Source organism: Bradyrhizobium sp. CFUWI, from assembly GCF_056429085.1.
In genome coordinates this window covers 464,676-489,801 of the sequence record NZ_JBWJZE010000003.1, presented here as the reverse complement: position 1 = coordinate 489,801, position 25,126 = coordinate 464,676, and the positions used below count along the sequence as shown (strand labels likewise).

Genomic DNA, 25,126 nt, shown 5'->3' with positions numbered 1-25,126 from the left:
CGGCCGCAGCGTCGCTCGCGGTCGGGCGTGCCGCGTGGTGAAATCGGGCTTTCGGCTCGGAAGTGGTGTAATGCGTAACATTATGATCTTCGCGGCCGTCATGATCGGCCTCGGCACCTTCATGGCGCAGATGGCGGACAAGATGAGCTCGGCTTCCGCCACGTCAGCCCCGCGCACCACGGTCGCGGTTGCGTCGACCGCGCCGACCGGCGGCCGCAGCCTCGCCATTACCCGCGACGGCCGCGGTCATTTCCAGACGGAGGGCCGGATCGACGGCCAGCGCATCGGCTTCATGGTCGATACCGGGGCCTCCGTGGTCGCGCTCAATGAGACCTCGGCGGCTCGCTTTGGCCTGCGTCCCTCGCGCGGCGAGTACAACGCCACCGTCTCCACCGCCAACGGCACCATCAAGGCCGCGCGCGCCCGCATCGCCATGCTCGATGTCGGCGGCCTCATTGTGCGCGACGTCGACGCCATGGTGCTGCCCGACGCGGCGCTGTCGGAGAACCTGCTCGGCCTCTCCTTCCTGTCCCGCCTGAAGCGGTTCGAGTATTCCAACGGCCAGATGGTGCTGGAGCAATAGGCAGAGCCGGTTGCGATCAGCCGCAGTTCATTTCAAAAGAGATTTCTTGCCTCGGCCGCCCCGGCGGTAACGTTTCTTCGTTACCAAACTGCCGCAATTATCCGCCATAAGCCTGTATTCCCGCCTTCCGCCGCGGCCTGGCATTCGCTAAGGCTGCCTCATTTCCTGCCCTTTCGCGAGACCGTCTCAATGTTCCCGAAGCCGAAATCCGTACTGTTGCCCAACACCTACGCCTTCGAATCCGAACCGATGGTGAAGCCGACGGGGTTTCGCGAATACGACGCGCGCTGGTTGTTCCAGAAGGAAATCAACCTGATGGGTGTGCAGGCGCTCGGCATGGGGCTGGGTGCGTTGATTGCCGAGCTCGGCGTCCGCCAGGAGATCGTGACCGGCCACGATTTCCGCGGCTATTCGGCCTCGATCAAATATGCGCTGATCTCCGGCCTGATGGCGGCGGGCTGCAAGGTTCACGACATTGGCCTGGCGGTGACGCCGATGGCCTATTTCGCGCAGTTCGATCTCGACGTGCCCGCTGTTGCCATGGTCACGGCCTCGCACAACGACAACGGCTGGACCGGCGTGAAGATGGGCGCCAACCGTCCGCTGACTTTCGGTCCCGACGAGATGACGCGGCTGAAGGAAATCGTGCTCAATGCCGAATTCAAGAACAAGGCGGGCGGCTCCTACCAATTCCACGAGAACTACCCGGCGCGCTACATCGCCGACCTCACCTCTCGTCCGAAGCTGACGCGCAAGCTGAAGGTGGTCGCGGCCTGCGGCAACGGCACCGCCGGCGCCTTCGCGCCGCAGGTGCTGGAGGCGATCGGCTGCGAGGTGATCCCGCTCGACACCGAGCTCGACCACACCTTCCCGAAATACAATCCGAATCCGGAAGACATGGAGATGCTGCACGCGATCCGCGATGCGGTGCTGCACCACAAGGCCGATGTCGGCCTCGGCTTCGACGGCGACGGCGACCGCTGCGGCGTCGTCGACAACACCGGCGAGGAGATCTTCGCCGACAAGGTCGGCGTGATGCTGGCGCGCGACATGTCGGCGATCCACAAGGACGCGCAGTTCGTCGTCGACGTGAAATCGACCGGCCTGTTCGTCACCGATCCGGTGCTGCAGAAGCAGGGCGCGAAGGTCGCCTATTGGAAGACCGGCCATTCCTACATGAAGCGCCGCACCAACGAGATGGGTGCGCTCGCGGGCTTCGAGAAGTCAGGCCACTTCTTCTTCAACAAGCCGTTCGGCCGCGGCTATGACGACGGCCTGGTCTCGGCGATCGCGATCTGCGACATGCTCGACCGCGCGCCCGGCAAGTCGATGGCGGATCTGAAGGACGCGCTGCCAAAGACCTGGTCGTCGCCGACCATGTCGCCGCATTGCGCCGACGAGACCAAATACGGCGTCATCGACAAGGTCGTGAAGCACTTCGAAGGTCTGCAGGCCAAGGGCGCCAAGATCGGCGGCCAGTCGATCCGCGATCTCGTCACGGTCAACGGTGTCCGCGTCACGGTCGAGGACGGCAGCTGGGGCCTGGTGCGCGCCTCCTCCAACAAGCCCGAGCTCGTCGTGGTGGTGGAGAGTCCGGTCTCCGAACAGCGCATGCACGACATGTTCGAGATGGTGAACAGCGTGCTGCGCACGCATCCCGAGGTCGGCGAGTACAATCAGAAGATTTGAGCGCCTGCGCGCGCTCAGCCTCCGGGCGGGCCGAACAGGGTGCGGAGCTTCGCGGCCGCGCCCCGTGCCTTCCGGGCGTCGCCCAGCATCGCAATCCATTCGCCGAGCGCGATCCGGATCGGGTTGAAGGATGGTATGCCGCCGACGAGGCCGAAGCGGAGCGGCTGGTCGGAGGGCTGTTCGGCAAAGGTCCCGAACAGGCGGTCGAACACGATCAGGATGCCGCCATAGTTCTTGTCGAGGCACGGCTCGTTGCAGGCATGATGCACGCGATGGTGGCTCGGCGTGTTGAGCACCCATTCCAGGACCCCGAGCTTCGGCCCGAACTGGCTGTGGATGAAGAACTGATAAAGCAGATTGGTGCCGAGCATTGCCACGATCGCGAACGGATGAAATCCGATCAGCGCCAGTGGCAGGAAGAACAGGAAATTGCCCGAGACGTTTCCGGTCCAGCCGAGCCGGATCGCCGCGGTCAAATTCAGCCGCGTCGTCGAGTGATGCACCGAATGCGTCGCCCACATCCAGCGAATGCGATGCGAGGCGCGATGCTGCCAATAATACAGGAACTCGCTGCCCACGAATAACCCTGCGAGTGCAAGCGGACCGGTCTGCGCGAAGTCGAACAGGCGGTGCTCGTACAGGAACGCGAACGGCATCGCGAGAATGCCTGCCTCGATCGCGCGCAGCAGGTTCTGTCCGAGGGCCACGCCGAAGGAGGCAACGCTCTCGCGCCAGTCGTGGGTATCGCGATGCGCGAGGCGGCCGATGCCGTACTCGAGCAGCATCAGGCCCAGCGCGGTTGCGAGGATCATGCGCCTGAGCGCCGGATCGAGCAGGAGTGAAGCGTAGCCCACGGCATCCTCCTACTTCGGCGCCACGCCGGCACCGTCGCGCAGCGCCTGGGCACGGGGCAACGTTTGGGCGCAGGAGGAGGAGAGCTGGCCGGCTTGGGATTGCAGGCAGGCGAGGACGCGTCCGCCGCCCGGCGTGACGTTGCTGCAAAGCTTGTCGAAGTCGGTGCGGCAGGCCTGCATCAGACGCCTCGCTTCGCTGCGCATCTGCGGCGTGATCTGGGTTTGCAGCTGGGTCTGGGCAAGCGCGAAGGTCGCGGTCGCGGTCGCGACGCCGAGGGCGACGATGGCTGCAAGTCGCGACAGCGCGATGGGATGGAAGATCGATGACACGGCGATGGTCCTTTCTGATCGGGGCAAGTCTCGCCGTCGCCGCGCGGGGCTGACGCGGCGACGGCGGCGCTGCGTCAGCGCGAGATCGTGCCGGTGCGGGTGTAGCTGTTGCCGGCAGGACCGGTGCGCGTCACGCTGCGCGTGCAGCTTCCGTAGGCGCAGCTTCCCGTCGCGGTGACGTGGGAGGTGCCGCGCGGTCCGGTTGCCGTCGCCGACCTCGTCCAGGCGTTGGCGTCGGCCGCCGCGGCGACCGACAGGGTGCCGATGACGAGGGAGGTGAGGAAGAGCTTGGTCATGTCGTCGTCTCCTTGTGGGGGCTGCCGTGAGCGGGAGCCGTACGGGGAGACTGGAGCCGCGGCGTCTGCGCCGCATTGCCCGGACGAAACGATTGTTAGGGCTTTGTCGGCACCATGTAACACTATGTAACAGCGGCGCCGATGCCCTTGCGCGGAACGCGTGGTCGTCCAAAATGCGGGTGATGAACGCGCATTCGGCCACGATCCTCATGGTGGAGGACGATCCCGAGATCAGCCGCCTCGTCGCCGACTTCATGCGGCGCGAGGGGTTCGAGGTCGCCTGCGTCGCCGACGGCAAGGCGATGGATTCGATGCTCCAGCGCCTGCGGCCCGACCTCGTCATTCTCGACCTGATGCTCCCGGGCGAGGACGGGCTTTCGATCTGCCGCCGCTTGCGCGCCGACGATTCCCTTCCGATCCTGATGCTCACCGCCAAGAGCGACGAGATCGATCGCGTGGTCGGCCTCGAGATGGGCGCGGACGACTATCTCACCAAGCCGTTCGGTCCGCGCGAGCTGCTGGCGCGGGTTCGCGCCATCCTGCGCCGTGCCAACGGGACTCCGGCAAAGCCGCTGGTCCGGCGTTTCGCCTTCGACCGCTTCGTGATCGATCTCGATGCGCGCAGTGTCGAGACGCTCGAGGCCGAGTCGCCGGAACTGCAATTGACCAGCGCCGAGTTCGACCTGCTCGGTTGCTTCGTGCAGCGGCCCCGCCGGGTGCTCACGCGCGACCAGATCCTCGACTGGACGCGGGGACGTTCGGCCGAGCCGTTTGATCGCACTGTCGACATGCTGATCTCGCGGCTGCGCCGCAAGCTCGATGGCGCCAGCCCCGGCTCCAACCTGATCACGACGGTGCGCAATGGCGGCTATCTGTTCACCGCGTCCGTCAAGCAGGTGTCGTGATGCTGCGCGTGACACTCGCGGCGCGGCTCGCCCTCATCGGGCTGGTGGGATTCATCCTGGTGAGTACCGTTGTCGTCGCGATCTTCTATCGGACGACCCTCCGCGAAAACGAGCTGACACGGCCTTCGCCGGCGCGCCTCGACGCGCTGGCCACGCTCCTGGAGCGAACGGACGCCGGTTCACGGCAGGCCGTGCTTGATGCGGTGTCTTCGCCGCAGTTTGCGGTGCGCATCGCGCCGTCGGGCGCGCCGGTCGGCGGGGAGACCCCGCCGCAGCAGCAGGAACTGCGCGACACCTATGCGGCCGGCCTTGCGGGCCGTCCGGTCGAGATCGTGTCGCCGCCGAACCATCGCGCCAGTCGATGGTTTCCCCGCCTCGCGCGATTGATGGCCAACGCGGTCGAATTCCGCATCGGTCTGCGCAGCGGCGAGTTGCTGATCATCGATGCCTATACCCGCCTGCCGGTCACCCCGTTCGGCCTGCCCGTCGGCTTCGGGGCAGGCCTGTTCGGGTCGGTCGTGGCGCTGCTGGCGCTGCTCGTCATGCAACGCGAGACGCGGCCGCTGGCGCAACTCGCCGCCGCGGTCGATCGCGTCGACCTGTCGGCCGATCCGCCGCCATTGCCGGATGCGCGACGCAGCGCGCCGGAGATCCGCGCCGTCATCGCCGCATTCAACCGCCTGCAGGGACGGCTTGCCGAGATGCTGCGTGCACGCATGACGCTGGTTGGCGGCATCGCCCACGACGTCAGGACGTTTGCGACACGGTTGCGGCTGCGCGTCGAGCATATCCCTGATGATGCCGAGCGGCAGCGGGCCGTGGCCGATATCGACGACATGATCCGGCTGCTCGACGACGCGCTACTGTCGACGCGGGCGGGCGCCGGCGGATTGTCGCAAGAAATGATCGAGCTCGCCGCGCTGGTGGGGGGCGACGTTCACGACCGCCGCGTCCAGGGCGCAGTCGTCGATCTGGTCGCGGACGAGCGTGCGCGCAACGTCGTCGTGCTCGGCGACCGGCTCGCCCTGCGGCGGGTCTTCGCCAACATCATCGACAACGCGCTCGCCTATGGCCATGCCGCGCATGTGCGCACGGCCCTGAAGGACGGTGCCGTCGTCGTGTCGATCGACGATGAGGGCCCGGGCATCCCCGCCGATCAACGCCAGACCGTGCTGGAGCCGTTCCATCGGATGGAGAAGTCGCGCAATCGCGCGACCGGCGGTGCCGGCCTCGGCCTCGCGGTCGTCCGCAACCTGGTCGAGGCCCATGGCGGAACGATCGAGATCGGCGCGTCACCGGGCGGAGGCACGCGCGTCAGCGTCACCCTGCCGCTGTTTCAGCCGGCTTGAACCGTTTTCGAGCGAAGTGGATACCGGTTCGCGCGAAGAAAACGCGTCAAATGAGGATCGGCGTCAGGCCGCCACCACCGCGGGAATCGGCAATGCGGTGACGGACTTGATCTTCTCCATGGCGAAGCGCGAGGTGACGTTCTTCAGCGGCACGGCGCTGATCAGCTTCTTGTAGAACACGTCATAGGCCTGCATGTCCGCCACCACGACGCGCAGCATGTAATCGACGTCGCCGGCCATGCGATAGAACTCCATCACCTCAGGCATGGCGCTGACGGCTTCGGCGAATTTCTTCAGCCAGGCGTCGGAATGGTCGGAGCTTTCGACCGACACGAACACGGAGATGCCGAGGCCGATCTTGTTCTGGTCGACGAGGGCGACGCGCTTGATGATGACCCCGTCGGCCTCCAGCCGCTGGATTCGCTTCCAGCAGGGGGTCGAGGACAGGCCGACGCGGTCGCCGATCTCGGCGACGGACAGCGAGGCATCCTCCTGAAGCACCATCAGGATCTTGCGGTCGATGGCATCGAGGCGGCGGCTGGTCTCGGGGATCTGCACGGCGACATCAGTCATTTGAAGAACTTTGTTCCATTTCAGGGGCCGATTTTCCTGATATAGAGAAAATCCTTCCACGGCAAGCCTATAATCTCGGCCCATCCCTGGAATTGCTCCAGGGTTAGCTGCGCAAAAGTTGTTCAACTTCAATGCGTTGTGGGGCGGCTTGGCCGCCGCCACGGCGGATGCATTTCAGAGCTGCGGCGACCGCCGCGAATCGCAGTGCCTCCCGTACCTCCGCGCCCTCGGCCAGGCGAAGCGCGAAAGCGCCATGGAAGACGTCGCCGGCGCCAAGCGTATCGACCGCCTCGACCGGGAAGGCCGGCGTCTCCTCGAGCGCGCCTGTCTCGTTCAGCCAGATCGTGCCATTCGGACCGCGGGTGGCGGCGAGGAAGGCGGGCGTCAACCCGGCCAGGCGCCTCAAGGCCGCGCCGTCATCGGCGATGCCGGCGGTCTCCTGCACCTGCTCGCTGGCGAACAACAGATGCGAGGCGGTCGTGAGCAGGCCGTCCTGCAATGACATCGCGCGGTCGACGCCGACGATGACGGGAATGCCGCGCCGCCGTGCCTCGGTGCAGAGGGAGATCGCGAACGCGGCGCAGCGGCTTTCGACCAGCAGTGCCCGGCAATCGGCGAGCAATATGTCGGCGTCGGGCAGCTCCACGGTCCACAGACGGGGATCGCGATAGATCGTGAGCGTCCGCTCGCCCGAGGGCTCGATCATGATCGCGGAAACCGGCGTGGTCACATCGGGCATGCGCACGATGTGCGTGGTGTCGATGCTCTCCTGCGCCATCTGCGCGAGAATAAAGCCGCTCGAGGTCTCGCGAACGTCACCCATCGGTCCCGCGAACGCGACGCGGCCGCCAAGTCGCGCAACGGCGATGGCGGCATTGAGCGCATTGCCCCCGCAGATCTCGGCGAGATGCGTGGCGTTGGCCTTGCTGCCGCGCGCAGGCACGGCCGCGATCCGAAAGGTGAGGTCGCGCACGGGAATGCCGATGCAGAGGATGCGCGGCGCGGCGTCGGATTGCGCCATCGGCGGTCAGCTCTTGTCGTGGACCCAGCGGCCGAGCAGGTGGTGGGCAATGGCGAAGGGATGCGGGCCGGCGAGTCCGTCCGGATGCGTCCGCGTCAGCATCAGGGCGGCCTCCTCGCGCGTGAACCAGCGTGCGTCCTCCAGCTCCATGCGATCGACGACGATGTCCTCGCTCACGGCCCGCGCGCTGCAGCCGATCATCAGCGACGATGGATAGGGCCAGGGCTGGGTCATGTAATATTGCACGTCGGTGCAGCGAATGCCGGATTCTTCCAGGATCTCGCGGCGCACCGCGTCCTCGATGGTCTCGGCTGCCTCGACGAAGCCGGCGAGGCAGGAATACATGCCGGGCGGAAACTGCTTCTGGCGGCCGAGCAGGCACTTGTCGCCTGACGCCACCAGCATGATCACGACCGGGTCGGTGCGCGGAAAGTGCTCGGCCTTGCACGCCGGGCAGTCGCGCTTCCAGCCGCCTTCCTTCATCGCGCTGCGCGTGCCGCAATTGGCGCAATAGCCGTGGCGCTGGTGCCAGCTCACCATCGACTTCGCCATCGCGATCGCCGAAAGCTCGTCGGGGGGGATCGCGCCTTGCATCGCCAAGCCGCGCAGCTCGGTCAATGTGTAGTCCTCGCGTCCCACCAGCTTCTCGGCGCCGGCCTGCGACAGGCCCATGCCGAACATCGCGGCGCCGTCGCGAAGCCCAAGGAAGATCGTGCCGGGATTGGCGCCGCACTTCAGCGCCTCGTCGATCGTGAGCAGCGCGCGGATCTTGTCGCCCTCGCGCCTCACCAGCAGCGAGTCGCGGTGGACGACATAGGCGCGCGAGGTCGGCTTCTGCTCCATCGCGAACAGCTTCTCCTCGTCGCGGCGCAGATGCGCGGCGCGGTCGAGGATGTTGGTGACGAAGGCCGGCTGCCCCAGCGGAAACGCGTCGAATGCTGACATTATCGTTCTTTCAACCCAACCAGATCTTGCGGCGAAGCGCGCTGATGAAATTCTGAACCTCTGCGGCGTCGTGCGCCAATGGCGGCATCACGCCCCAGACCGGCCGCGGCCAGGCGGCGTCACTGGTGCGGCGCGCGATGATGTGGACGTGAAGCTGCGGCACGAGGTTGCCGAGCGCGGCGATATTGAGCTTGTCGCATTTGGTGATCTCCTTCAGCGCGCGCGAGACGCGGGAGATCTCCGTCATCAGCTGCGCCTGCTGCACCTCGTCGAGATCGATGATCTCGACCGCATCGGGGCGCCGCGGCACCAGCAGCAACCAGGGATAATGCGCGTCCTTGATGACCAGCACCTTGGACAGCGGCAGGTCGCCGATGTCGATGGTGTCATCTTTCAGGCGGGAGTGCAGCGACCAGGCGGGTTCGGGCATATGCGTTTCCGGATTGCCCGGCGGGGAACGGGCTTGTTGGTCGCGAGCATACGATAGGGAATTAGCAAGGGGAAGGTTAGCAGCTGCATACGCGGTCGTCGTCCCCGCGAAGGCGGGGACCTATAACCACAGGGAATAGCTGTTGCGCGAGTCGGCGGCTCCGAGTCCTCGCCAAATTCGATCCTGTGGTTATAGATTCCGGGCTCGCGCTGCGCGCGCCCCGGAATACGGAAGATTACGCCTCCGCCAGCACCTTTGCATTGGCGCGGACCGAGGCTTCACTGACGCGAATGCCGAGGCCCGGTCCATCCGGCACCACGACATGGCCGTTGCGATTCGCAACTCGCTCTTCCAGCACGTCCTCGGTCAGCACGTGATGCGGCATGTAGAACTCGCAGCCGAGCGAGATGCCGGGTGTGGCCGCGATCAGCTGCGTGCCGGCGGCAAGGCCAATGCCGCCTTCCCACAGCGTGCCGCCATAGCCGGGCAGGCCGGCGATGTCGGCAATCGCCATGATCGCCTGCGCCTCGAAAAGGCCGCCGGCCTTCATCAGCTTGATCGAGACCGCGTCCGCCGCCTCGCGCCGCACCACCTCCATCATGTCGCGGCGGTCGAAGCAGCTTTCGTCGGCGAGCACGGGCGTTTCCAGCGCCGCGGTGAGCTGCGCCATCACGTCCAGATATTTGCGCGGCACCGGCTGCTCGATGAAGGTCGGCGCAAATTCCTCGACATCGCGCAGGATCTTGATGGCGCCGAACGGCGCCAGCGCCTGGTTGTAGTCGACGCGCAGGTCGACCTTGTCGCCGAACTCCTTGCGGATCGCATCGAGATGATCGAGGTCTTCACGATGCGGCTTCACGCCGGTCTTGACCTTGTAGATGACATTGCCGTCCGGAACCATTTTCCGCATGCGGTCGAGATCGGCGGCAAAATCCGGATCGGCGATCGAGAAGGAGAGCGGGATCGTGTCGCGCACCCGGCCGCCGAGCAGGTCGGCGACCGACAGCCCCGACGACTTGCCGACGATGTCGAGCAGCGCCATCTCGATTGCGACCTTGGCCTCGGCATGCCCCACGAGCGCGCGGTCGAGCTCGGCCATCAGCGCGCGGATGCGGCGGACCGGCTTGCCGAGCACGACCGGGCGCAGATAGATATCAAGCGCCGAGAAGGCCGCTTCCGGCGTTCCCGTAAAGACCTCCCACGGCGCGGCCTCGCCCCAGCCGACCACGCCGTCGCTGGACGTCAGCTCGATCAGCACGCGCTTGACGGTGCCCTTGACGTTGCCGACGCCCTGCAGGCGCGCCATCTTGATCGGGCTTTCGATCAGGAACAGCCTGATGCGTTCGACGGTTGCTTCGGTCATGTCAGGCCTCCATTGACGTGCCAGACCTGGCCGGTGACGTAGGACGCCTTCGGTGACGCCAGGAAGGCGATGATTTCGGCAACTTCCTCCGGCCGCCCGCGGCGGCGCATTGGAATCAACGCCTCGGTGGCAGCGATCTGCTCGGGCGAGAGCCGGCTCTCGCTGGGCTTGTCCTTGACGATCAGGCCCGGCGCGACCGCGTTGACGGTGATGCCGTCGCTCGCGAGCTCGATCGCTGTGAGGCGCACCAGCGCTTCCAGCGCGGCTCGGCTCGCGGCGGTCGCGGCGAACGGCGCGAATTCGGGCCGGATCGCATGTGCGACGAACGACGACACCGCGACGATGCGCGCATCCTGTCCGGCCCGCAATTGCGGAAGCGCTACCTTGACGAAACGTGTGAAGGCGAGGGCGGACTCGTCCATTGCCTGATGGAATTGATCTGTCGGCGTGCCGATCGAACTGCCGCGTCGGGCGTGGCCACCGACCAGGATCAATCCGTCAAGCCGGCCAAAATCGAGATGCGCGGTCGCGCATGCGAGCGTCACAGCCGCTTCATTGCCGAGATCGCCGAGACATGTTGCAACGGCCGCACCCCGCGCTTTGACGTCCGCCGCGGTCGCCCTAAGCCCGTCCTCGTTCGAGCGCGTATGCAGAACGAGGCCAATGCCGGGCGCGGCGAGAAGTTTTGCGGTGGCACGGCCGATGCCGCTGGCGGCACCGGTGACGAGATAGACGCGGTTGATATCAGGCATCACGATGTCGCGTTGGCCGGCGGCAGCGCGCCGGTGCGGTGGAAATGGCTGAGGAAGGCGCGTGTGGCGGCTTCCCTTGGATTGTCGATCAGCTGCCGCGCCGGGCCCTCTTCGACCACGACGCCGTCGCGCATGAAGATCAGGCGGTCGGCGACCTCTCGGGCAAAGGCGATCTCGTGGGTCACGATCACCATGGTCATGCCTTCGGACGCCAGTTGCTGGATCACGTTCAGCACCTCGCCGACCAATTCGGGGTCGAGCGCCGAGGTCGCCTCGTCGAACAGCATGACGTCAGGCTCCATGGCGAGCGCCCGCGCGATGGCGACGCGCTGCTTCTGGCCGCCGGACAGAGTCGCCGGATATTGGTCCGCCTTTTCGGCGAGGCCGACCTTGGCCAGCTGCGCCCGCGCGAGCTTCTCGGCATCGGCCCTGGCCATGCGACGCACCGTGACCGGCCCCTCCATGACGTTCTGCAGCGTCGTCATGTGCGGGAACAGGTTGAAGTGCTGGAACACCATGCCCGTGGTGGCGCGGAATTTTGCCAGAGTCTTCGTGTCAGGAAGCCTCGTACCATCACCGAACGCGAAGCGGGTGTTGCCGACGCGGACGCTGCCGCCGTCCGGCACCACCAGCAGATTGATGCAGCGGAGCAGGGTCGATTTGCCCGACCCCGACGGGCCGATCAGCGCCACGACGCCGCCCTTGGCGACGTCGAGATTGATGTTCTTCAGGACCTCGTTGCTGCCAAAGCGCTTGCGCAAGGCCCGGATCTGGATTTTCGAAGTGCTAGATGACTCGCTCATTCGCTCACCGCCAGTCGCTTCTCGCCGCGGCGGACGATGATGGTGAGCGGGATCAGGATCGCGGCATAGGCGACCGCGACCGCGGTGTAGGTCTCCAGCGGCCGGTAGCTGTCATGCGCCGCGACCTGGCTCTGGTAGACGAGGTCGGGCACCGCCAGCACCGAGACCAGCGAGGTGTTCTTGAACTGGATGATGGACTGGTTCATCAGCGCCGGGATCATGCGCTTGATCGCCTGCGGCAGCACGATGCGCCGCATGCTCTGTCCCGGCGTCATGCCGAGGGCGGCGCCGGCCTCCGACTGGCCCTTGTCGATCGAGATGATGCCGCCGCGGATGATCTCCGAATAGAACGAGCCGCCATAGAGCGAGAGCGCCAGCGCCGAGGCCGTGATCGGCGTCATCTCGACGCCGGCGAGGATCGGCAGCGCGTAATAGAACCAGATCAGCTGCACCAGGATCGGCGTGCAGCGGAACGCCTCGATGAAGGTGAGGGCGAGAAGGCGCAACGCCTTGAAGCGCGACAGGCTGCCGAACGCCCCCAACAGGCCGAACAGCAACCCGCATACGACGATGACGATAGTAAAGCCGACGGTGACGCCGAGCCCGTTGAGAAAGAGCCAGCGATAGCTCCAGAGGATGCCGAAGTCCCACTGATACATGCGTGTGTCTTACTCGTCGTGGGTGCCGTTGGCACCGTCATTCCGGGGCGCCCGAAGGGCGAACCCGGAATCTCGAGATTCCGGGTTCTCGCTGCGCGAGCCCCGGAATGACAGTGGAGAATTACAACGAAACGCCCGGCGGAATGTCCGCCTCGGTCACGCCCACCAGCTCCATGTTGGTGATGATCGCGTTGCGGATGAAGCCGAGGCCCTTGTTGAAGTCGATCCAGGTGTTGACGTAATCGCGCCAGGTCTTGTCGGCCTCGCGGCGGAAGCCGGCATTCGACGTGGTGGCGAAGATCGGCGTGGGCAGCACGAGCTGGCCGAGCGAGGGGTTCTTCTTCAGCACGGTCAGCGACAGCATGGTGATCAGGCATTGCGCATCGACGCGGCCGGTTTGCAGCGCGGCTGTCGCGTCGTCGGCGGTCTTCAGCCGCGTGATCTGCGCCTTCGGCGTCAGGCGGCTGATGACCTGGTCGTGCGAGGAGCCCTGGTCGACCGCGATCTTGATGTCGGGCGAGTTCAAATCGGCCCAGCTCTTCGGCTTGAAGTCCTTCTTGCAGAGGATGGCGAAGGCGTTGTTGAAGACCGGCACCGAGAAGTCGATCACCAGCGCGCGCTTCGGGGTCGGGTTGAGGCCGAAGAAGATGTCGATCTTGTTGGCCTGCAGATCCAGCACCGAATTGCCCCACGTGGTCTCGGTGATCTCGAGCTCGGCCTCCATGTCGTCGGCGAGCCCCTTGGCGATGTCGATGTAGAAGCCCTTCCACTGGCCGCTGGACAGATCCTTCATGTAATACGGCGCGCCGCCGCCGACCGCGCCGATCCGCATCTTCTTGGTGCGGCGGATGCGGGCGAAGGTCGATTCGTTCGGATCGGCGGTCTGCGCCACGGCTGGGGTAGCCAGTGCGGCCGCGGTTACCGCGCCAAGTCCGACAATCGATGCAACATCACGACGTGTAACCATTGGGATCAATCGCTTTTCTGGTTGGGTGGAGTTCCGCATGCGTTTTTAGCAAGGCGGTCCCACCGACGAAAGCACAGCCTATCGGCTGGGCAGACCGGTAATTGCCCGGATGCTGGGCAGGATCAAGTCGTTCGAGCCGATAGCCGCTTGCTTTCCGGCCCTTTTGGCCCCAAATAGGGACCGGGAGATTGGCGGTGGACGAGCCACTCGCCAACCGGGTCAGGTCCGGAAGGAAGCAGCCCTAACGAGGTCCGGATCGGGTCGCTCGTCAGTCTCCTACCTGTTTTTCGAGCGAACCAGCGCCGGCGGCACAGCCGCCAGCGCGCTCCTTTCCGCAAAAGCCGGCCAAGAGACATTTCATTGCGGATCGACCGATGACCGACGCTGGCGCCCCTCCCAATCCCGACAGCGCCGGTCCGGCCGGCAACGCGCCGTACCGGGTGCTGGCGCGCAAATACCGTCCTTCCTCGTTCGACGATCTGATCGGCCAGGAGGCCGTGGTCCGCACCGTCTCCAATGCGTTCGAGACCGGGCGCATTCCGCAGGCCTGGATCCTCACCGGCGTCCGCGGTGTCGGCAAGACCACCACCGCGCGCATCCTGGCCCGTGCGCTCAACTACGAGATGCCGGACGGCTCGGTGAAGGGCCCGACCATCCACATGCCGACCCTGGGCGTGCATTGCCAGGCGATCATGGAAAGCCGGCACATGGACGTGCTGGAGATGGACGCGGCCTCGCACACCGGCGTCGACGACGTCCGCCAGATCAATGACAGCGTGCGCTATGCACCGGCCAGCGCCCGCTACAAGGTCTACATCATCGACGAAGTCCACATGCTGTCGACGGCGGCGTTCAACGCCTTCCTGAAGACGCTGGAGGAGCCGCCGGAGCACGCCAAATTCGTGTTCGCGACGACGGAGATCCGCAAGGTTCCGGTCACGGTGCTGTCGCGCTGCCAGCGTTTCGACCTGCGCCGCGTCGACGCCGACGTGCTGATGAAGCACCTCGCCAGCATTGCCGCGAAGGAAAACGTCGAGATCGAGCCGGAGGCACTCGGCATCATCGCCCGCGCCGCGGAAGGTTCGGTGCGCGATTCGCTGTCGCTGCTCGACCAGGCGATCGCGCATGCGGCAGGCACCGTGAAGGCCGATGCGGTCAGGCAGATGCTGGGCCTTGCCGACCGGACCCGCGTCATCGACCTGTTCGATTCGCTGGCGCGCGGCGACATCGCGGCTGCCTTCAAGGAGTTCCGCGACCAGTACGACGTCGGCGCCGATCCGATCGTCGTGCTCTCGGATCTCGCCGAATTCGTCAATTTCGTCACCCGTGTGAAGATCGTGCCGGCGACCGCCGACAACGTCGCCTATGGCGAGACCGAGCGCGTGCGCGCGAAGGATTTCGCCTCGAAGATCTCGATGCGCGTGCTGTCGCGGATGTGGCAGATGCTGCTCAAGGGCATCACCGAGGTGCAGGCCGCGACGCGGCCCGCGGCGGCCGCCGAGATGGTGCTGGTGCGTATCGCCTATGTCGCCGACCTGCCGACGCCCGATGAAGCCGTCAAGATGCTGGAGCAGAACGGCGGCGGCTCGCCGGTCGTGAGCGGCGGAGCTGCGCGCAGCAGCGCGCCGGCCGCGCCGGTGTCGTCCGCGGCGCCAGTTCGCATGCCGACGTCGTCACCGCCTTCGTTTGGGGGTGGTGGAGCGCGGCCGCAGATGGCGGCGCCGGCGCCGGACCCGCAAGGGGCGGCGCCGCAGCTGCGCATCACGAGCTTCACCCAGCTCGTTGCGCTGGCCGGGCAGAAGCGCGATCTCATGACCAAGGGCGCGCTCGAAGGCGATATGCGCCTCGTCCGTTTCGAGGAGGGCCGGCTGGAAGTCGCGCTCGAGCCGAACGCCTCCAAGACCATGATCTCGGAGCTTGCGAAGAAGTTCGAGCTGTGGACCGGCCGGCGCTGGACGATCGTCGTCTCCAACGAGCAGGGCCAGCCGACGCTGCGCTCGGTGAACCAGGCCGCCAAGCAGGAGCATGCGCGTACCGCCGAGGCCGATCCGCGCGTGCAGGAGGTGCTGTCGCGCTTCCCCGGCGCCAAGGTCGTCGAGGTCCGCAGGCTTGCCCCCGAGACGCCGGAATCCAATATAAACACTGACTATGGCAGTGACGATCCGCCCGACGGTTCCGACGGCGACGATCTCTGAGCCGACCTTTTCAAGGACAGACACCGATGGCTGATTTTCTCGGCATGATGAAGCAGGCGGCGCAGCTGCAGTCCAAGATGCAGGAGATGCAGGAGCAGCTCGCCAACGTGGAAGTCGAGGGCATCTCCGGCGGCGGCCTCGTCGCCGTGCGCATGACCGCGAAGATGGACGTGAAGGGCATCAAGATCGATCCGTCGCTGATGAAGCCGGAAGAGCGCGAGGTGCTGGAAGATTTGCTCGTCACCGCGCTCAGTGATGCCCGCCGCAAGGCGGAGGCCGCCATGCAGGAGAAGATGCAGGCTCTCACCGGTGGGCTCGGCCTGCCGCCGGGGTTGTTCGGCCAATAATATGGGCGCTGTTGCAGGTCCCGAGATCGAACGGCTGGTGCAGCTGCTCGCACGGCTGCCGGGCCTCGGTCCGCGCTCTGCGCGGCGCGCGGCGCTGCATCTGATCAAGAAACGCGAAGCGTTGATGATGCCGCTGGCCTCGGCCATGCAGGTGGCGCTGGACAAGGTCCAGGTCTGCAAGACCTGCGGCAACATCGACACGCAAAATCCCTGCACCGTCTGCACCGATCCGAAGCGCGATCCCGCCATCATCGTCGTCGTCGCCGACGTCGCCGATCTCTGGGCGTTGGAGCGGGCCAATGCGACTCAAGGGCGCTATCATGTGCTGGGCGCGACATTGTCGCCGCTCGACGGCGTCGGCCCGCAGGATCTGACCATCGACGCACTGGTAGCCCGCGCCCATGCTGCCGAGGTGCACGAGATCATCCTGGCGCTGAATGCGACGGTCGACGGCCAGACCACGGCGCACTACATCACCGACCTGCTTCAGGACGCCAATGTGAAGGTGACGCGGCTCGCCCATGGCGTTCCCGTCGGCGGCGAGCTTGATTATCTCGACGAAGGTACGCTATCGGCAGCGATGCGGCAGCGCACCCTGTTCTAGCCATTCACAGATCACGGAACGGACGACATGACGAAACTTTTCGCCACACGATTGGCTTTGGTCGCGACGATGGCGATGCTGGTGACCCCGGCCATCTCCGCGCAGCCGGGTGACGAGGCCCCGCCGCCGTCGAAGCCCGGCAAGCCGATCAACAATGGCGACGTGCTGTCGGGCGAGCTGAACGCCATGAAGGTGCGCGACGTCAAGAACGGCAAGCGGGTTCCGATGTATCAGATCACCTCCGAGCCGCGTCGCCTGCCGGCGCCGAACGGGCTGTGCAATCTCGAGACCGGCCCCGAGACCTTCCAGCTCGTCACCTCCAGCGACGCGCAGGCCACGCAGCTGAAATCGTTCGTCGGCAAGGAAATCTCGGTCAAGGTCGACGAAATCGCCTGCGCCAGCGATGCCGGCCAGATGAGCGAAGCCGTGATCACGAAGTGGAGCATCATCAAGAAGCAGTAGGGCGATATCGCCGGGCCGGTGACGAGGACCGCGCCTTGATCTCCGGTTGTGCGTCGAGCATAGTGCAAGCGATCGAACCGCGGAGAGGTCGCTCAGCCGTGCGTGGAATAGCCCTTGCCGTCCTGCTGGTCTTCGCCGGCGCTGCTCTCTGGCCGGTCTCGGCCGCCCAGGACACCGCGTCTTATCCGACGGCCGCAGCTGCGCTCGAGTCGCTGCGCGCCAAGCCGGGGGTGAAGACGTCCATTCAATCCGGCTGGACCGTGATCGAGGACGCGGCCGCTCTGAGCCTGTGGTCGTTTCCGCCGAAGGGACATCCGGCCTATCCGGCAGCCATTCAGCGCCGCGTCGTGCAGGACGGAAGCGAAGTCGTCATCCGAATGAACGTCCTGTGCGAAGCCTCCAAGGCCGCTTGCGATGCGCTGGTCGCCGATTTCGAGGGGCTCAACGGACGCGTTCGGAAAGAGATGCAGCGCTAAAGCATGATCCGGAAAAGTGCGCAGCGGTTTTCCGAAAAGATCATGCTTGAACAACAACCTAAAGCGCGATGACGCTTCATCCTGATCGCATCGCGCTTTAAGCTTACACTCGCACCTGCTGCTCCAACGTTTCGAAATGGCCACGCTTTTGCAGCCACGCCAACAGCATCAGGCTCGGAATGGCGACGAGGACGGAGATCGCGAAGAACATCGGCCAGCCCGTCGCCTTCGCCAGATAGCCCGCGCCCGATGACAAATAGGTGCGCCCCACGGCGGCGAGCGCCGTCAGCAGCGCATACTGGGTCGCGGTGTGCAGCGGGTTCTGGCACAGCGCCGACAGATAGGCGACGAAGATCACGGTGCCGATGGCGTTGCAGAAATTGTCGGAGGTGATCGCGAGGGTCAGCGCCCATTCATTGACGCCGACCAGTGCCAGCCACGAGAACGACAGGTTGGAGATTGCCTGCACGATGCCGCCGATCCACAGGCTCGTTGCGAGCGAATAGCGCCGTGCCACGAAGCCGCCGGCAAAGCCGCCGGCCAAGGTCGCTGCGATGCCGACGCCCTTCACGATCACCGCGTAGTCGTTCCGCGTGAAGCCGATGTCGATCACGAACGGCACGGTCATGTTGCCGGAGAACGCGTCGGTGAATTTGAACAGCACGACGAAGGCAAGCGCCGCCCACGCTTCCTTTCGCTGCAAGAATTCCGAGAATGCGCCCAATGCGGCATGCAATACCCGCATGAGCGCGTCCTCGTTCTGCGTGGCAGCCTCTGCGCGCTTGGATTGTGCCGGCTCGGTGGCGGCCAGCGCCGTCACCGTGCCAATCAGCACCAGAGCCGCCATCACCACATAGCCCCACATCCAGGCGGCGCCACGAGGGACGATCGTCTCGAAGCCGGTGACGATGAACAAGGCGCCCGCGGTCGATATCAGCATGCCGATGCGATAGGCCGCGACATAGGCGGCCATGCCGGCCGCCTGCTCGCTTTCGGGCAGGCTCTCGACGCGGAATGCATCGACGACGATGTCCTGCGTCGAGGACATCGTCGCGACCAGGAGCGCGCCAAGCGCGACGAACAGCGGCGAGCGCGCCGGATCGGTCAGCGCCAACAGCAGGATCGCGCCGATCAGCAGCAGTTGCGAAAACACCAGCCACCCACGCCGACGGCCAAAGGCGCGCGTGAAGAACGGCACATGCAGCGCATCGACCAGAGGCGCCCACAGGAACTTGAGCGTGTACGGCGTTCCAACCAGTGCAAAGAGCCCGATCGTTCCGAGATCGACCCCCGCCTCGGCCATCCACACCAGCAGCGTGGATCCCGACAGCGCCAGCGGCAGCCCCGAGGAGAAGCCGAGAAACAGCACGATCAGCACCCGCGGCTGCAGGTAAACGGCAAGGCTGTCGCGCCAGGAGGCAGCGGGAGCGCCGGCGGAGGAAGTCGCGTCGGGTGCGGTCATGGGGTGGTGTTAGCAGATTCTGGCCGTGATGCCTCGTCTCCCTCTCGCCGTTCTTACGGGGAGAGGGTTGGGGTGAGGGGCATCTCTCCGCACGGGAGGTCGACGATGGACCTGTACCCCCTCACCCGGATCGCGCCGGACGATGCTCCGCATCGCCGGGGCGATCCGACCTCTCCCCGCAAGCGGGGAGAGGTGAAGACGTCACTCCCCCGCCTGGAGCTTCCGCGGAAACAGCTCGCCCGCATCCGTGGCCACCAGCCGCGGTCCCTCCGGGGCGTCGCTCTTGCTGAAATCCAGCTCCTCGATGCGTCCCGCGCGCTTTTCGATCTTGTCGGCGGAGATCAGCACCTGGCGGACGTCCTCGTTCACGTCGGCGAAATGCTTCTGCAGCTTGAGCACGCGGTCGCGCAGGCGGCCGAGATCGTCGCCGAGCTTGATCACCTCGGTGCGGATCTGGTCGGCGGCATCGCGCATGCGCGCGTCCTTCATGATCTGCTGCATCACCTGGATCGCGAGCATCAGCAGCGACGGCGACACCAGCACGACGCGGGCGCGATAGGCCTTCTGGATCACGTCGTCGAAACCGTCGTGGATCTCGGCGTAGACCGATTCCGACGGCACGAACATCAGCGCCATCTCCTGGGTCTCGCCGGCGACGAGATATTTTTCGGCGATGTCGCTGACATGCTTCATCACGTCGCCGCGCAGCCGCTGCGTGGCGATTCGCCGCTCCTCGTCGGTGCGGGCGTCGTGCAGCGCCGTCATCGCCTCCAGCGGAAATTTCGCGTCGATGCAGAGTGGGCGCTGGTCGGGCAGGAACACGACGCAATCCGGCCGCTTGCCGGTCGAGAGCGTGAACTGGAACTCGTAGGCCCCCTTGGGGAGGCCGTCCTGGACGATCGCCTCCATCCGCGCCTGACCGAAGGCGCCGCGCGACTGCTTGTTGGAGAGCACGTCGCGCAAGGTGGTCACCTGGGTGGTGAGGTCGGTGAGGTTCTTGTGCGCGCTGTCGATGATGCCGAGCCGCTCATGCAGCGCGCGCAGGCTCTCCATGGTGTTGCGGGTCGAATGTTCCATGGACTGGCCGACGCGATGGGTCACCGAATCCAGCCGTTCGTTGACCGCCCGCGCCATCTCGGCCTGGCGGCCGGCCAGCGCCTGGGTCATGGCGTCGACCCGGCCGGAGGATTCGCTCTGGGCCCGCAGCACCTCACTCAGGCGTTCCTCGAGCTCGTCGGCCCGGATCGCGTGCGCCATTGCGAGTTCCGCGCCGCGCCGCCCGGACCGCGCGATGACGATGGCGATCACCACCAGCAGGACGAGGACAAGCGCACCAAAGCCGATCAGCGCGTGGAAGGTGCGCACCGGCCAGTCGTCCAGCATGAAAATGATCTCGTTCATGGCGACCGTTCTAGCCGATTCGCCGGTGCTCGCGAACGAATAGCGAACGTTCAGGGTTAATCGCCCGCTTATTTCTATGGTTAACGGAAAGCGAATTTTTATGGTTAGCGAGGGGTTAACAGGGTTCCGGGCCGCATTGACCGTATCCGGCATGGGGCTTAAATCGCGGCCATGGCCCTCAGAGAAATCATCATCCTGCCCGACAAGCAGCTGCGCCTGGTCTCCAAGCCGATCGAGAAGGTCACCTCGGAGATCCGCAAGCTTGCCGACGACATGTTCGAGACCATGTACGACGCGCCCGGCATCGGCCTCGCTGCGATCCAGGTCGCGCAGCCGCTGCGGCTGATCACCATGGACCTCGCCAAGCGCGACGAGAACGGCGAGACCAAGCCGCTGCCGCGCGTCTTCATCAACCCCGAGATCATCGCCTCCTCCGAGGAACTGTCCATTTACGAGGAAGGCTGCCTCTCGATTCCTGAATATTACGAGGAGGTCGAGCGCCCTGCGAGGGTGCGCGTGCGCTTCACCGATCTCGACGGCAAGGTGCACGAGGAGGACGCCGAAGGCCTCTTTGCCACCTGCATCCAGCACGAGATCGACCATCTCAACGGCGTGCTGTTCGTCGATTACCTCTCCAAGCTCAAGCGCGACCGCGTGATGAAGAAGTTCGAGAAAGCCGCCAAGCGCGCGGCGGAGTAGGCCACGTCCTCCGCCGTCATGCCCGGCCTTGTGCCGGGCATCCACGTTCTTTGCCGCCCCGAGCAGGAAGAACGTGGATGGCCGGGACAAGCCCGGCCATGACGAGTACCTTGCTCGTTGTTCGAGGATTGTCTCGTCACATGCCCCTCCGCCTGATCTTCATGGGCACGCCCGATTTCTCCGTGCCGACGCTGCTCGAGCTGGTCGCGCATGGCCACGAGATCGTCGCCGTCTACACCCGTGCGCCGAAGCCGGGCGGGCGGCGCGGGCTGCAATTGCAGCCGACCCCGGTCGAGGAAGCCGCGCGAAAGCTCGGCGTGCCCGTGCTGACGCCGAAGACGCTGAAGACCCAGGAAGCGCTCGACGAATTTCGTGCCTTCGAGGCCGATGCCGCCGTCGTGGTCGCCTACGGCATGATCCTGCCGCAGGCGATCCTCGATGCGCCCAAGCTCGGCTGCTACAATCTGCACGCTTCGCTGCTGCCGCGCTGGCGTGGCGCCGCCCCGATCAACCGCGCGATCATGGCCGGCGATGCCGAGAGCGGCGTGATGGTGATGAAGATGGATGTCGGCCTCGATACCGGCGACGTCGCGATGGCCGAGCGTCTTGCCATCACCGACAGTATGACAGCGCTCGATCTGCACGACCGGCTCTCGCGTCTCGGTGCCGATCTGATGGTACGGGCGATGGCCGCGCTCGACCGCGGCGGGCTCCAGCTCAAGAAGCAGAGCGCGGACGGCGTCAGCTACGCCGCCAAGATCGACAAGGCCGAGGCGCGGATCGACTGGCGCAGGCCGGCGCGCGAGGTGCTGCGCCACATCCACGGCCTGTCGCCGTTCCCCGGCGCCTGGGCCGAGCTTGAGAACGCGCGCGTCAAGATCCTGCGCTGTGAGCTGGCGCAAGGCGCCGGCGAGCCGGGCGCGGTGCTCGACGATCAACTCACCATCGCCTGCGGCGAGGGCGCGATCCGCATCATCGAGCTCCAGCGCGAGGGCAAGGGCCGGATGCAGGCTGCCGACTTCCTGCGCGGCGTGCCGTTGAAGGCGGGAGCCAAATTCACCTGACACTGTCATACCCCGCGCAGGCGGGGTATCCAGTAAGCCGAGGCTTCTCGGTCGAACCGATAGGCCGCCGCGTACTGGATCGCCCGGTCAAGCCGGGCGATGACAGCAAACTGGAAACCGATGCCCCGCTACAAGCTCACCATCGAATATGACGGCGCGCCGTTTTTCGGCTGGCAGGTGCAGGACACGCTGCCCTCGGTTCAGGGCGCGCTGGAAGCGGCCGTGAAGGCGATGACGGGGGCGGACCTGCGGGTGCATGGCGCCGGCCGCACCGATGCCGGCGTGCACGCGCGCGGCCAGGTCGCGCATGTCGACGTCGACAAGCAATTCCCGCCGGGGCGTTTTCGCGACGGGCTCAACGCGCATCTGCGCCCGAATCCGATCGCGGTGTTAGAGGCCGAGATCGTGCCCGACAGCTTCGAGGCGCGCTTCTCGGCGGTGAAGCGGCACTACCGCTATCGCGTCATCAACACCCGCGCCAATCTCGCGCTCGATGCCGGCCACGCCTGGCGCGTGCCGCGCAAGCTCGATGCCGAGGCGATGCATGCGGCAGCCCAGCGCCTGCTCGGCAGGCACGATTTCACCACCTTCCGCGATACCGAGTGTCAGGCCAAGTCGCCGGAGAAGACGCTCGACCAGCTCGACGTGATGCGCGACGGCCGCGAGATCATAATCGTCACCTCGGCGCGCTCGTTCCTGCACAGCCAGGTCCGCTCGATGGTGGGATCGCTGGTCTGGGTCGGCGAGGGCCGCTGGACCGCCGACGATCTCTCCGCAGCGCTCGCCGCCCGCAACCGCGCCGCCTGCGGCATCGTCGCGCCGCCCGAGGGCCTGTATCTGATGAAGGTGGACTATTGAACGAGAGGCGCGCGCTCACGCTACACCCACCGCCGTCATGCCCCGGCTTGACCGGGGCATCCAGTACGCCGCGGCTTCTCGGTTCAATCACTGCTGTCTCTGGAATACTGGATCGCCCGGTCAAGCCGGGCGACGACAGCGGAATGTGAGGCCGCAGTCGGGCCTCACCCGAAATACCGCGTCAGTATCCCGCGATACACCTTCGTCAGTTTCTCCAGATCGGCAACCGGCACCCGCTCGTCGATCTGGTGCATGGTCTGCCCGACCAGCCCGAACTCGATCACCGGGCAATAGCTCGCAATGAAGCGCGCATCCGACGTGCCACCCGACGTCGACAGCTCCGGCTTGCGCCCGGTCACCTCCTCGATCGCGGCGACGGCGAGATCGGTGAACGGCCCTGGCTTGGTCACGAACACGTTCGAGTTCGAGGGCTCCCAGACGATGCGGGCCTTGATGCGGTTGCCGCAGGCTTTGGCGAGGCGCGTCTCCACCAGCTCGCGCAAGCTCGCCTGGGTGTGATTGTCGTTATAGCGGATGTTGAACCTGGCGCGGGCTTCGCCGGGGATGACGTTGAAGGCCTTGTTGCCGACGTCGACCGAGACGAATTCGAGATTGGAGGCCTGGAACTGCGCACTGCCATGGTCGAGCGGCTCGTCGGAGATCGCCACGATCAGCCGCGAAATGTCCGGCACCGGATTGGAGGCGCGATGCGGGTAGGCGACGTGACCCTGCACGCCGTCGACGACGAGCGTGCCGGATTGCGAGCCGCGGCGACCGACCTTGATGGTGTCGCCGAGCGTCTCGACATTGGAGGGCTCGCCAAGCACGCAATGATCGAACTTCTCGCCGCGCTCGGCGGCCCATTTCAACAGCTTGATGGTGCCGTTGATCGAGACGTCTTCTTCATCGCCGGTGATCAGGAACGAGATCGAGCCCGAGCCTGATTTTTGGCCGTCGGCACGCGGCTTGCCGCCGTTGGCGGCGAGATGCTCCAGCACCGCTGCGACCGAGCAGGCAATGCCGCCCTTCATGTCGACCGCGCCGCGGCCGTGCAGGATCCCGTCCTTCACTTCGCCGGAGAACGCACCGACGCTCCAGGCGCTCTCCTCGCCCGGCGGCACCACGTCGGTGTGGCCGGCAAAGGTGATGTGCGGCCCTTCGCTGCCGATCCGCGCGTAGAGATTGTCGACGTCGGCCGTGCCCGGCTCGCTGAATGTCACGCGGTGACAGGTGAATCCGGCAGCGCCGAGGACTTTTTCGAGCACCCCGAGTGCACCGGCATCGACCGGGGTTACTGAGGGGCATCGGATGAGGTCGCGGGCAATGGAGAGAGCATCGGTCATGCGCCCCGCTTAACATGCATGCCGCCGGGTGGGCTAGCATGAGGCGGGACAATTTCAATCTCGCGGCTCTGGTCCCAGCCTTTTGCGGAGGTCGCCGCGGGCGTGGAATCGTCCTCGGCTTTCGGATCGGGACCGAACCGGTTGGGCCCCTGGGTGCCGCGCAAGAATCCGGTCTCGACAAAAGCGGCGACGGAGAGGATCACGCCTCCCAGCGCGAGCGGCAGCATCCAGTAGGCGTCCGGAAGGCGGTCCTCGAACTGATTGTAGAGGCCCGGAAGCACGAAATAGGCGAGCAGCCACCATGCGCTCTTGTCGCGGTCATGCAGGCGCTTCACGACGATCGCGAGATAGGTCCAGAGCATCAACGCGGTTGCGGCCAACTTGAGCAGCAGCAGCGGCAGATTGTCCAGCAGCGACCATCGGTAGGCTCTGGGATCGACGATCTTGAAGACGTCGTCGGCATTCAGATCGAAGGATCCGACCTCGCCGCCGAGCACGGAGATGATTCCTACGTAGAGCGAGACCAGCAGGATCATGCCGAACAGGACAGAGATCAGGCTGCACCAGAACCCGGTGCGGCGCATGCGGCCGTCGAAGCGGAAGAGATACCAGGTCCAGTGCATCCGAGGGGCTCCGGGCGGGACGGGCCGCCCGAAGATAGGTCGCGATGCAGGGAGGGTGGGTTCGATACAGTAC

28 protein-coding genes and 1 other RNA gene are annotated in these 25,126 nt (G+C 65.7%); 13 read left to right on the top strand and 16 right to left on the bottom strand.

Annotation, left to right across the window (positions count from 1 at the left end):
- Window positions 1-70 precede the first annotated feature (70 nt).
- Window positions 71-583, top strand: a complete 513-nt coding sequence (locus AC066S_RS09650) for a TIGR02281 family clan AA aspartic protease (protein WP_478269517.1) — start codon at window positions 71-73, stop codon at window positions 581-583.
- Window positions 584-772: 189 nt separating this feature from the next.
- Window positions 773-2,272, top strand: coding sequence for a phosphomannomutase/phosphoglucomutase (locus tag AC066S_RS09645; RefSeq protein WP_478269516.1), 1,500 nt, complete (start codon window positions 773-775; stop codon window positions 2,270-2,272).
- A 14-nt stretch (window positions 2,273-2,286) separates the two neighbouring features.
- On the opposite strand, the gene AC066S_RS09640 is transcribed toward AC066S_RS09645, so the two are convergent.
- The 3 genes from AC066S_RS09640 to AC066S_RS09630 form a co-directional block, all read right to left on the bottom strand.
- Complete coding sequence (locus tag AC066S_RS09640; RefSeq protein ID WP_478269515.1) at window positions 2,287-3,126, bottom strand: sterol desaturase family protein; 840 nt, start codon at window positions 3,124-3,126, stop codon at window positions 2,287-2,289.
- Window positions 3,127-3,135: 9 nt separating this feature from the next.
- Window positions 3,136-3,456: a cysteine rich repeat-containing protein gene (locus AC066S_RS09635; protein WP_478269514.1), complete on the bottom strand. Its 321-nt coding sequence runs from the start codon at window positions 3,454-3,456 to the stop codon at window positions 3,136-3,138.
- A gap of 74 nt (window positions 3,457-3,530) precedes the next feature.
- Window positions 3,531-3,752, bottom strand: coding sequence for a hypothetical protein (locus AC066S_RS09630; protein ID WP_126260212.1), 222 nt, complete (start codon window positions 3,750-3,752; stop codon window positions 3,531-3,533).
- Between the two features lie 182 nt (window positions 3,753-3,934).
- Between AC066S_RS09630 and AC066S_RS09625 the strand changes: the two genes are divergently transcribed.
- Both AC066S_RS09625 and AC066S_RS09620 read left to right on the top strand, forming a co-directional pair.
- Window positions 3,935-4,657 carry a response regulator gene (locus tag AC066S_RS09625; RefSeq protein WP_126260213.1) on the top strand — a complete coding sequence of 241 codons (723 nt, stop codon included), beginning with the start codon at window positions 3,935-3,937 and terminating at the stop codon, window positions 4,655-4,657.
- Window positions 4,657-6,006 carry a sensor histidine kinase gene (locus AC066S_RS09620; protein WP_126260214.1) on the top strand — a complete coding sequence of 450 codons (1,350 nt, stop codon included), beginning with the start codon at window positions 4,657-4,659 and terminating at the stop codon, window positions 6,004-6,006. The genes AC066S_RS09625 and AC066S_RS09620 overlap by 1 nt, the downstream gene beginning before the upstream one ends.
- A gap of 63 nt (window positions 6,007-6,069) precedes the next feature.
- Here AC066S_RS09620 and AC066S_RS09615 read toward each other — a convergent pair whose 3' ends face one another.
- The 9 genes from AC066S_RS09615 to AC066S_RS09575 form a co-directional block, all read right to left on the bottom strand.
- On the bottom strand, window positions 6,070-6,579 hold the full coding sequence (locus AC066S_RS09615) for an Lrp/AsnC family transcriptional regulator (RefSeq protein ID WP_126260215.1): 510 nt from the start codon (window positions 6,577-6,579) through the stop codon (window positions 6,070-6,072).
- A 103-nt stretch (window positions 6,580-6,682) separates the two neighbouring features.
- Complete coding sequence (locus tag AC066S_RS09610; protein WP_478269513.1) at window positions 6,683-7,600, bottom strand: sugar kinase; 918 nt, start codon at window positions 7,598-7,600, stop codon at window positions 6,683-6,685.
- A 6-nt stretch (window positions 7,601-7,606) separates the two neighbouring features.
- On the bottom strand, window positions 7,607-8,545 hold the full coding sequence (nudC, locus tag AC066S_RS09605; protein ID WP_126260217.1) for an NAD(+) diphosphatase: 939 nt from the start codon (window positions 8,543-8,545) through the stop codon (window positions 7,607-7,609).
- A 10-nt stretch (window positions 8,546-8,555) separates the two neighbouring features.
- Complete coding sequence (locus AC066S_RS09600) at window positions 8,556-8,975, bottom strand: HIT domain-containing protein (protein ID WP_126260218.1); 420 nt, start codon at window positions 8,973-8,975, stop codon at window positions 8,556-8,558.
- Between the two features lie 235 nt (window positions 8,976-9,210).
- On the bottom strand, window positions 9,211-10,338 hold the full coding sequence (locus AC066S_RS09595; RefSeq protein ID WP_478269512.1) for a muconate cycloisomerase family protein: 1,128 nt from the start codon (window positions 10,336-10,338) through the stop codon (window positions 9,211-9,213).
- The gene (locus AC066S_RS09590; RefSeq protein ID WP_478269511.1) at window positions 10,335-11,090 is read right to left on the bottom strand and encodes an SDR family NAD(P)-dependent oxidoreductase; all 756 of its coding nucleotides are present in this window, start codon (window positions 11,088-11,090) and stop codon (window positions 10,335-10,337) included. The genes AC066S_RS09595 and AC066S_RS09590 overlap by 4 nt, the downstream gene beginning before the upstream one ends.
- A complete protein-coding gene (locus AC066S_RS09585) occupies window positions 11,090-11,893 on the bottom strand; it encodes an amino acid ABC transporter ATP-binding protein (protein ID WP_478269510.1) in 804 nt (267 codons plus the stop codon). Before AC066S_RS09585 ends, AC066S_RS09590 begins: the two co-directional genes overlap by 1 nt.
- On the bottom strand, window positions 11,890-12,552 hold the full coding sequence (locus AC066S_RS09580; RefSeq protein WP_135164700.1) for an amino acid ABC transporter permease: 663 nt from the start codon (window positions 12,550-12,552) through the stop codon (window positions 11,890-11,892). The genes AC066S_RS09585 and AC066S_RS09580 overlap by 4 nt, the downstream gene beginning before the upstream one ends.
- Before the next feature lie 121 nt (window positions 12,553-12,673).
- Window positions 12,674-13,519: a transporter substrate-binding domain-containing protein gene (locus AC066S_RS09575; RefSeq protein ID WP_135168911.1), complete on the bottom strand. Its 846-nt coding sequence runs from the start codon at window positions 13,517-13,519 to the stop codon at window positions 12,674-12,676.
- Between the two features lie 183 nt (window positions 13,520-13,702).
- On the opposite strand from AC066S_RS09575, the gene ffs reads away from it, so the two are divergent.
- From ffs to AC066S_RS09545, 6 genes are all read left to right on the top strand, one after another.
- Window positions 13,703-13,799, top strand: an RNA gene (gene ffs / locus AC066S_RS09570) — signal recognition particle sRNA small type.
- 94 nt (window positions 13,800-13,893) lie between these two features.
- Window positions 13,894-15,714, top strand: coding sequence for a DNA polymerase III subunit gamma/tau (locus AC066S_RS09565; RefSeq protein ID WP_478269509.1), 1,821 nt, complete (start codon window positions 13,894-13,896; stop codon window positions 15,712-15,714).
- A 26-nt stretch (window positions 15,715-15,740) separates the two neighbouring features.
- Complete coding sequence (locus tag AC066S_RS09560) at window positions 15,741-16,061, top strand: YbaB/EbfC family nucleoid-associated protein (RefSeq protein WP_478269508.1); 321 nt, start codon at window positions 15,741-15,743, stop codon at window positions 16,059-16,061.
- Window position 16,062: 1 nt separating this feature from the next.
- Window positions 16,063-16,665 carry a recombination mediator RecR gene (gene recR / locus AC066S_RS09555; RefSeq protein WP_100174939.1) on the top strand — a complete coding sequence of 201 codons (603 nt, stop codon included), beginning with the start codon at window positions 16,063-16,065 and terminating at the stop codon, window positions 16,663-16,665.
- 27 nt (window positions 16,666-16,692) lie between these two features.
- A complete protein-coding gene (locus AC066S_RS09550; RefSeq protein ID WP_126260226.1) occupies window positions 16,693-17,127 on the top strand; it encodes a hypothetical protein in 435 nt (144 codons plus the stop codon).
- 98 nt (window positions 17,128-17,225) lie between these two features.
- Entirely contained in the window at window positions 17,226-17,603 is a 378-nt protein-coding gene (locus AC066S_RS09545) for a hypothetical protein (RefSeq protein ID WP_478269507.1), read from the top strand.
- A 103-nt stretch (window positions 17,604-17,706) separates the two neighbouring features.
- On the opposite strand, the gene AC066S_RS09540 is transcribed toward AC066S_RS09545, so the two are convergent.
- On the bottom strand, window positions 17,707-19,065 hold the full coding sequence (locus AC066S_RS09540) for an AmpG family muropeptide MFS transporter (protein WP_135168909.1): 1,359 nt from the start codon (window positions 19,063-19,065) through the stop codon (window positions 17,707-17,709).
- A gap of 201 nt (window positions 19,066-19,266) precedes the next feature.
- Complete coding sequence (locus tag AC066S_RS09535; protein ID WP_126260228.1) at window positions 19,267-20,466, bottom strand: DNA recombination protein RmuC; 1,200 nt, start codon at window positions 20,464-20,466, stop codon at window positions 19,267-19,269.
- Window positions 20,467-20,637: 171 nt separating this feature from the next.
- Here AC066S_RS09535 and def point away from each other — a divergent pair, with 171 nt between their 5' ends.
- The 3 genes from def (at window position 20,638) to truA (ending at window position 23,087) form a co-directional block, all read left to right on the top strand.
- The gene (def, locus tag AC066S_RS09530; RefSeq protein WP_126260229.1) at window positions 20,638-21,165 is read left to right on the top strand and encodes a peptide deformylase; all 528 of its coding nucleotides are present in this window, start codon (window positions 20,638-20,640) and stop codon (window positions 21,163-21,165) included.
- A gap of 140 nt (window positions 21,166-21,305) precedes the next feature.
- The gene (gene fmt, locus AC066S_RS09525) at window positions 21,306-22,229 is read left to right on the top strand and encodes a methionyl-tRNA formyltransferase (protein WP_478269506.1); all 924 of its coding nucleotides are present in this window, start codon (window positions 21,306-21,308) and stop codon (window positions 22,227-22,229) included.
- Between the two features lie 120 nt (window positions 22,230-22,349).
- Window positions 22,350-23,087, top strand: a complete 738-nt coding sequence (truA, locus tag AC066S_RS09520; RefSeq protein WP_478269505.1) for a tRNA pseudouridine(38-40) synthase TruA — start codon at window positions 22,350-22,352, stop codon at window positions 23,085-23,087.
- Window positions 23,088-23,251: 164 nt separating this feature from the next.
- Here truA and dapE read toward each other — a convergent pair whose 3' ends face one another.
- Complete coding sequence (gene dapE, locus AC066S_RS09515) at window positions 23,252-24,430, bottom strand: succinyl-diaminopimelate desuccinylase (RefSeq protein WP_478269504.1); 1,179 nt, start codon at window positions 24,428-24,430, stop codon at window positions 23,252-23,254.
- Window positions 24,427-25,053, bottom strand: coding sequence for a DUF805 domain-containing protein (locus tag AC066S_RS09510; RefSeq protein ID WP_478269503.1), 627 nt, complete (start codon window positions 25,051-25,053; stop codon window positions 24,427-24,429). The genes dapE and AC066S_RS09510 overlap by 4 nt, the downstream gene beginning before the upstream one ends.
- Between the last annotated feature and the right edge of the window lie 73 nt (window positions 25,054-25,126).

What these genes read in the sequence shown, in the direction of transcription:
- AC066S_RS09650 (WP_478269517.1), top strand. Translation starts at nt 71, where the DNA reads ATGCGTAACATTATGATCTTCGCGGCCGTCATGATCGGCCTCGGCACC.
- AC066S_RS09645 (WP_478269516.1), top strand. Translation starts at nt 773, where the DNA reads ATGTTCCCGAAGCCGAAATCCGTACTGTTGCCCAACACCTACGCCTTC.
- AC066S_RS09630 (WP_126260212.1), bottom strand. Translation starts at nt 3,752, where the DNA reads ATGACCAAGCTCTTCCTCACCTCCCTCGTCATCGGCACCCTGTCGGTC.
- AC066S_RS09625 (WP_126260213.1), top strand. Translation starts at nt 3,935, where the DNA reads ATGAACGCGCATTCGGCCACGATCCTCATGGTGGAGGACGATCCCGAG.
- AC066S_RS09620 (WP_126260214.1), top strand. Translation starts at nt 4,657, where the DNA reads ATGCTGCGCGTGACACTCGCGGCGCGGCTCGCCCTCATCGGGCTGGTG.
- AC066S_RS09615 (WP_126260215.1), bottom strand. Translation starts at nt 6,579, where the DNA reads ATGACTGATGTCGCCGTGCAGATCCCCGAGACCAGCCGCCGCCTCGAT.
- AC066S_RS09610 (WP_478269513.1), bottom strand. Translation starts at nt 7,600, where the DNA reads ATGGCGCAATCCGACGCCGCGCCGCGCATCCTCTGCATCGGCATTCCC.
- nudC (WP_126260217.1), bottom strand. Translation starts at nt 8,545, where the DNA reads ATGTCAGCATTCGACGCGTTTCCGCTGGGGCAGCCGGCCTTCGTCACC.
- AC066S_RS09600 (WP_126260218.1), bottom strand. Translation starts at nt 8,975, where the DNA reads ATGCCCGAACCCGCCTGGTCGCTGCACTCCCGCCTGAAAGATGACACC.
- AC066S_RS09595 (WP_478269512.1), bottom strand. Translation starts at nt 10,338, where the DNA reads ATGACCGAAGCAACCGTCGAACGCATCAGGCTGTTCCTGATCGAAAGC.
- AC066S_RS09590 (WP_478269511.1), bottom strand. Translation starts at nt 11,090, where the DNA reads ATGCCTGATATCAACCGCGTCTATCTCGTCACCGGTGCCGCCAGCGGC.
- AC066S_RS09585 (WP_478269510.1), bottom strand. Translation starts at nt 11,893, where the DNA reads ATGAGCGAGTCATCTAGCACTTCGAAAATCCAGATCCGGGCCTTGCGC.
- AC066S_RS09580 (WP_135164700.1), bottom strand. Translation starts at nt 12,552, where the DNA reads ATGTATCAGTGGGACTTCGGCATCCTCTGGAGCTATCGCTGGCTCTTT.
- AC066S_RS09575 (WP_135168911.1), bottom strand. Translation starts at nt 13,519, where the DNA reads ATGGTTACACGTCGTGATGTTGCATCGATTGTCGGACTTGGCGCGGTA.
- AC066S_RS09565 (WP_478269509.1), top strand. Translation starts at nt 13,894, where the DNA reads ATGACCGACGCTGGCGCCCCTCCCAATCCCGACAGCGCCGGTCCGGCC.
- AC066S_RS09560 (WP_478269508.1), top strand. Translation starts at nt 15,741, where the DNA reads ATGGCTGATTTTCTCGGCATGATGAAGCAGGCGGCGCAGCTGCAGTCC.
- recR (WP_100174939.1), top strand. Translation starts at nt 16,063, where the DNA reads ATGGGCGCTGTTGCAGGTCCCGAGATCGAACGGCTGGTGCAGCTGCTC.
- AC066S_RS09550 (WP_126260226.1), top strand. Translation starts at nt 16,693, where the DNA reads ATGACGAAACTTTTCGCCACACGATTGGCTTTGGTCGCGACGATGGCG.
- AC066S_RS09540 (WP_135168909.1), bottom strand. Translation starts at nt 19,065, where the DNA reads ATGACCGCACCCGACGCGACTTCCTCCGCCGGCGCTCCCGCTGCCTCC.
- AC066S_RS09535 (WP_126260228.1), bottom strand. Translation starts at nt 20,466, where the DNA reads ATGAACGAGATCATTTTCATGCTGGACGACTGGCCGGTGCGCACCTTC.
- def (WP_126260229.1), top strand. Translation starts at nt 20,638, where the DNA reads ATGGCCCTCAGAGAAATCATCATCCTGCCCGACAAGCAGCTGCGCCTG.
- fmt (WP_478269506.1), top strand. Translation starts at nt 21,306, where the DNA reads ATGCCCCTCCGCCTGATCTTCATGGGCACGCCCGATTTCTCCGTGCCG.
- truA (WP_478269505.1), top strand. Translation starts at nt 22,350, where the DNA reads ATGCCCCGCTACAAGCTCACCATCGAATATGACGGCGCGCCGTTTTTC.
- dapE (WP_478269504.1), bottom strand. Translation starts at nt 24,430, where the DNA reads ATGACCGATGCTCTCTCCATTGCCCGCGACCTCATCCGATGCCCCTCA.
- AC066S_RS09510 (WP_478269503.1), bottom strand. Translation starts at nt 25,053, where the DNA reads ATGCACTGGACCTGGTATCTCTTCCGCTTCGACGGCCGCATGCGCCGC.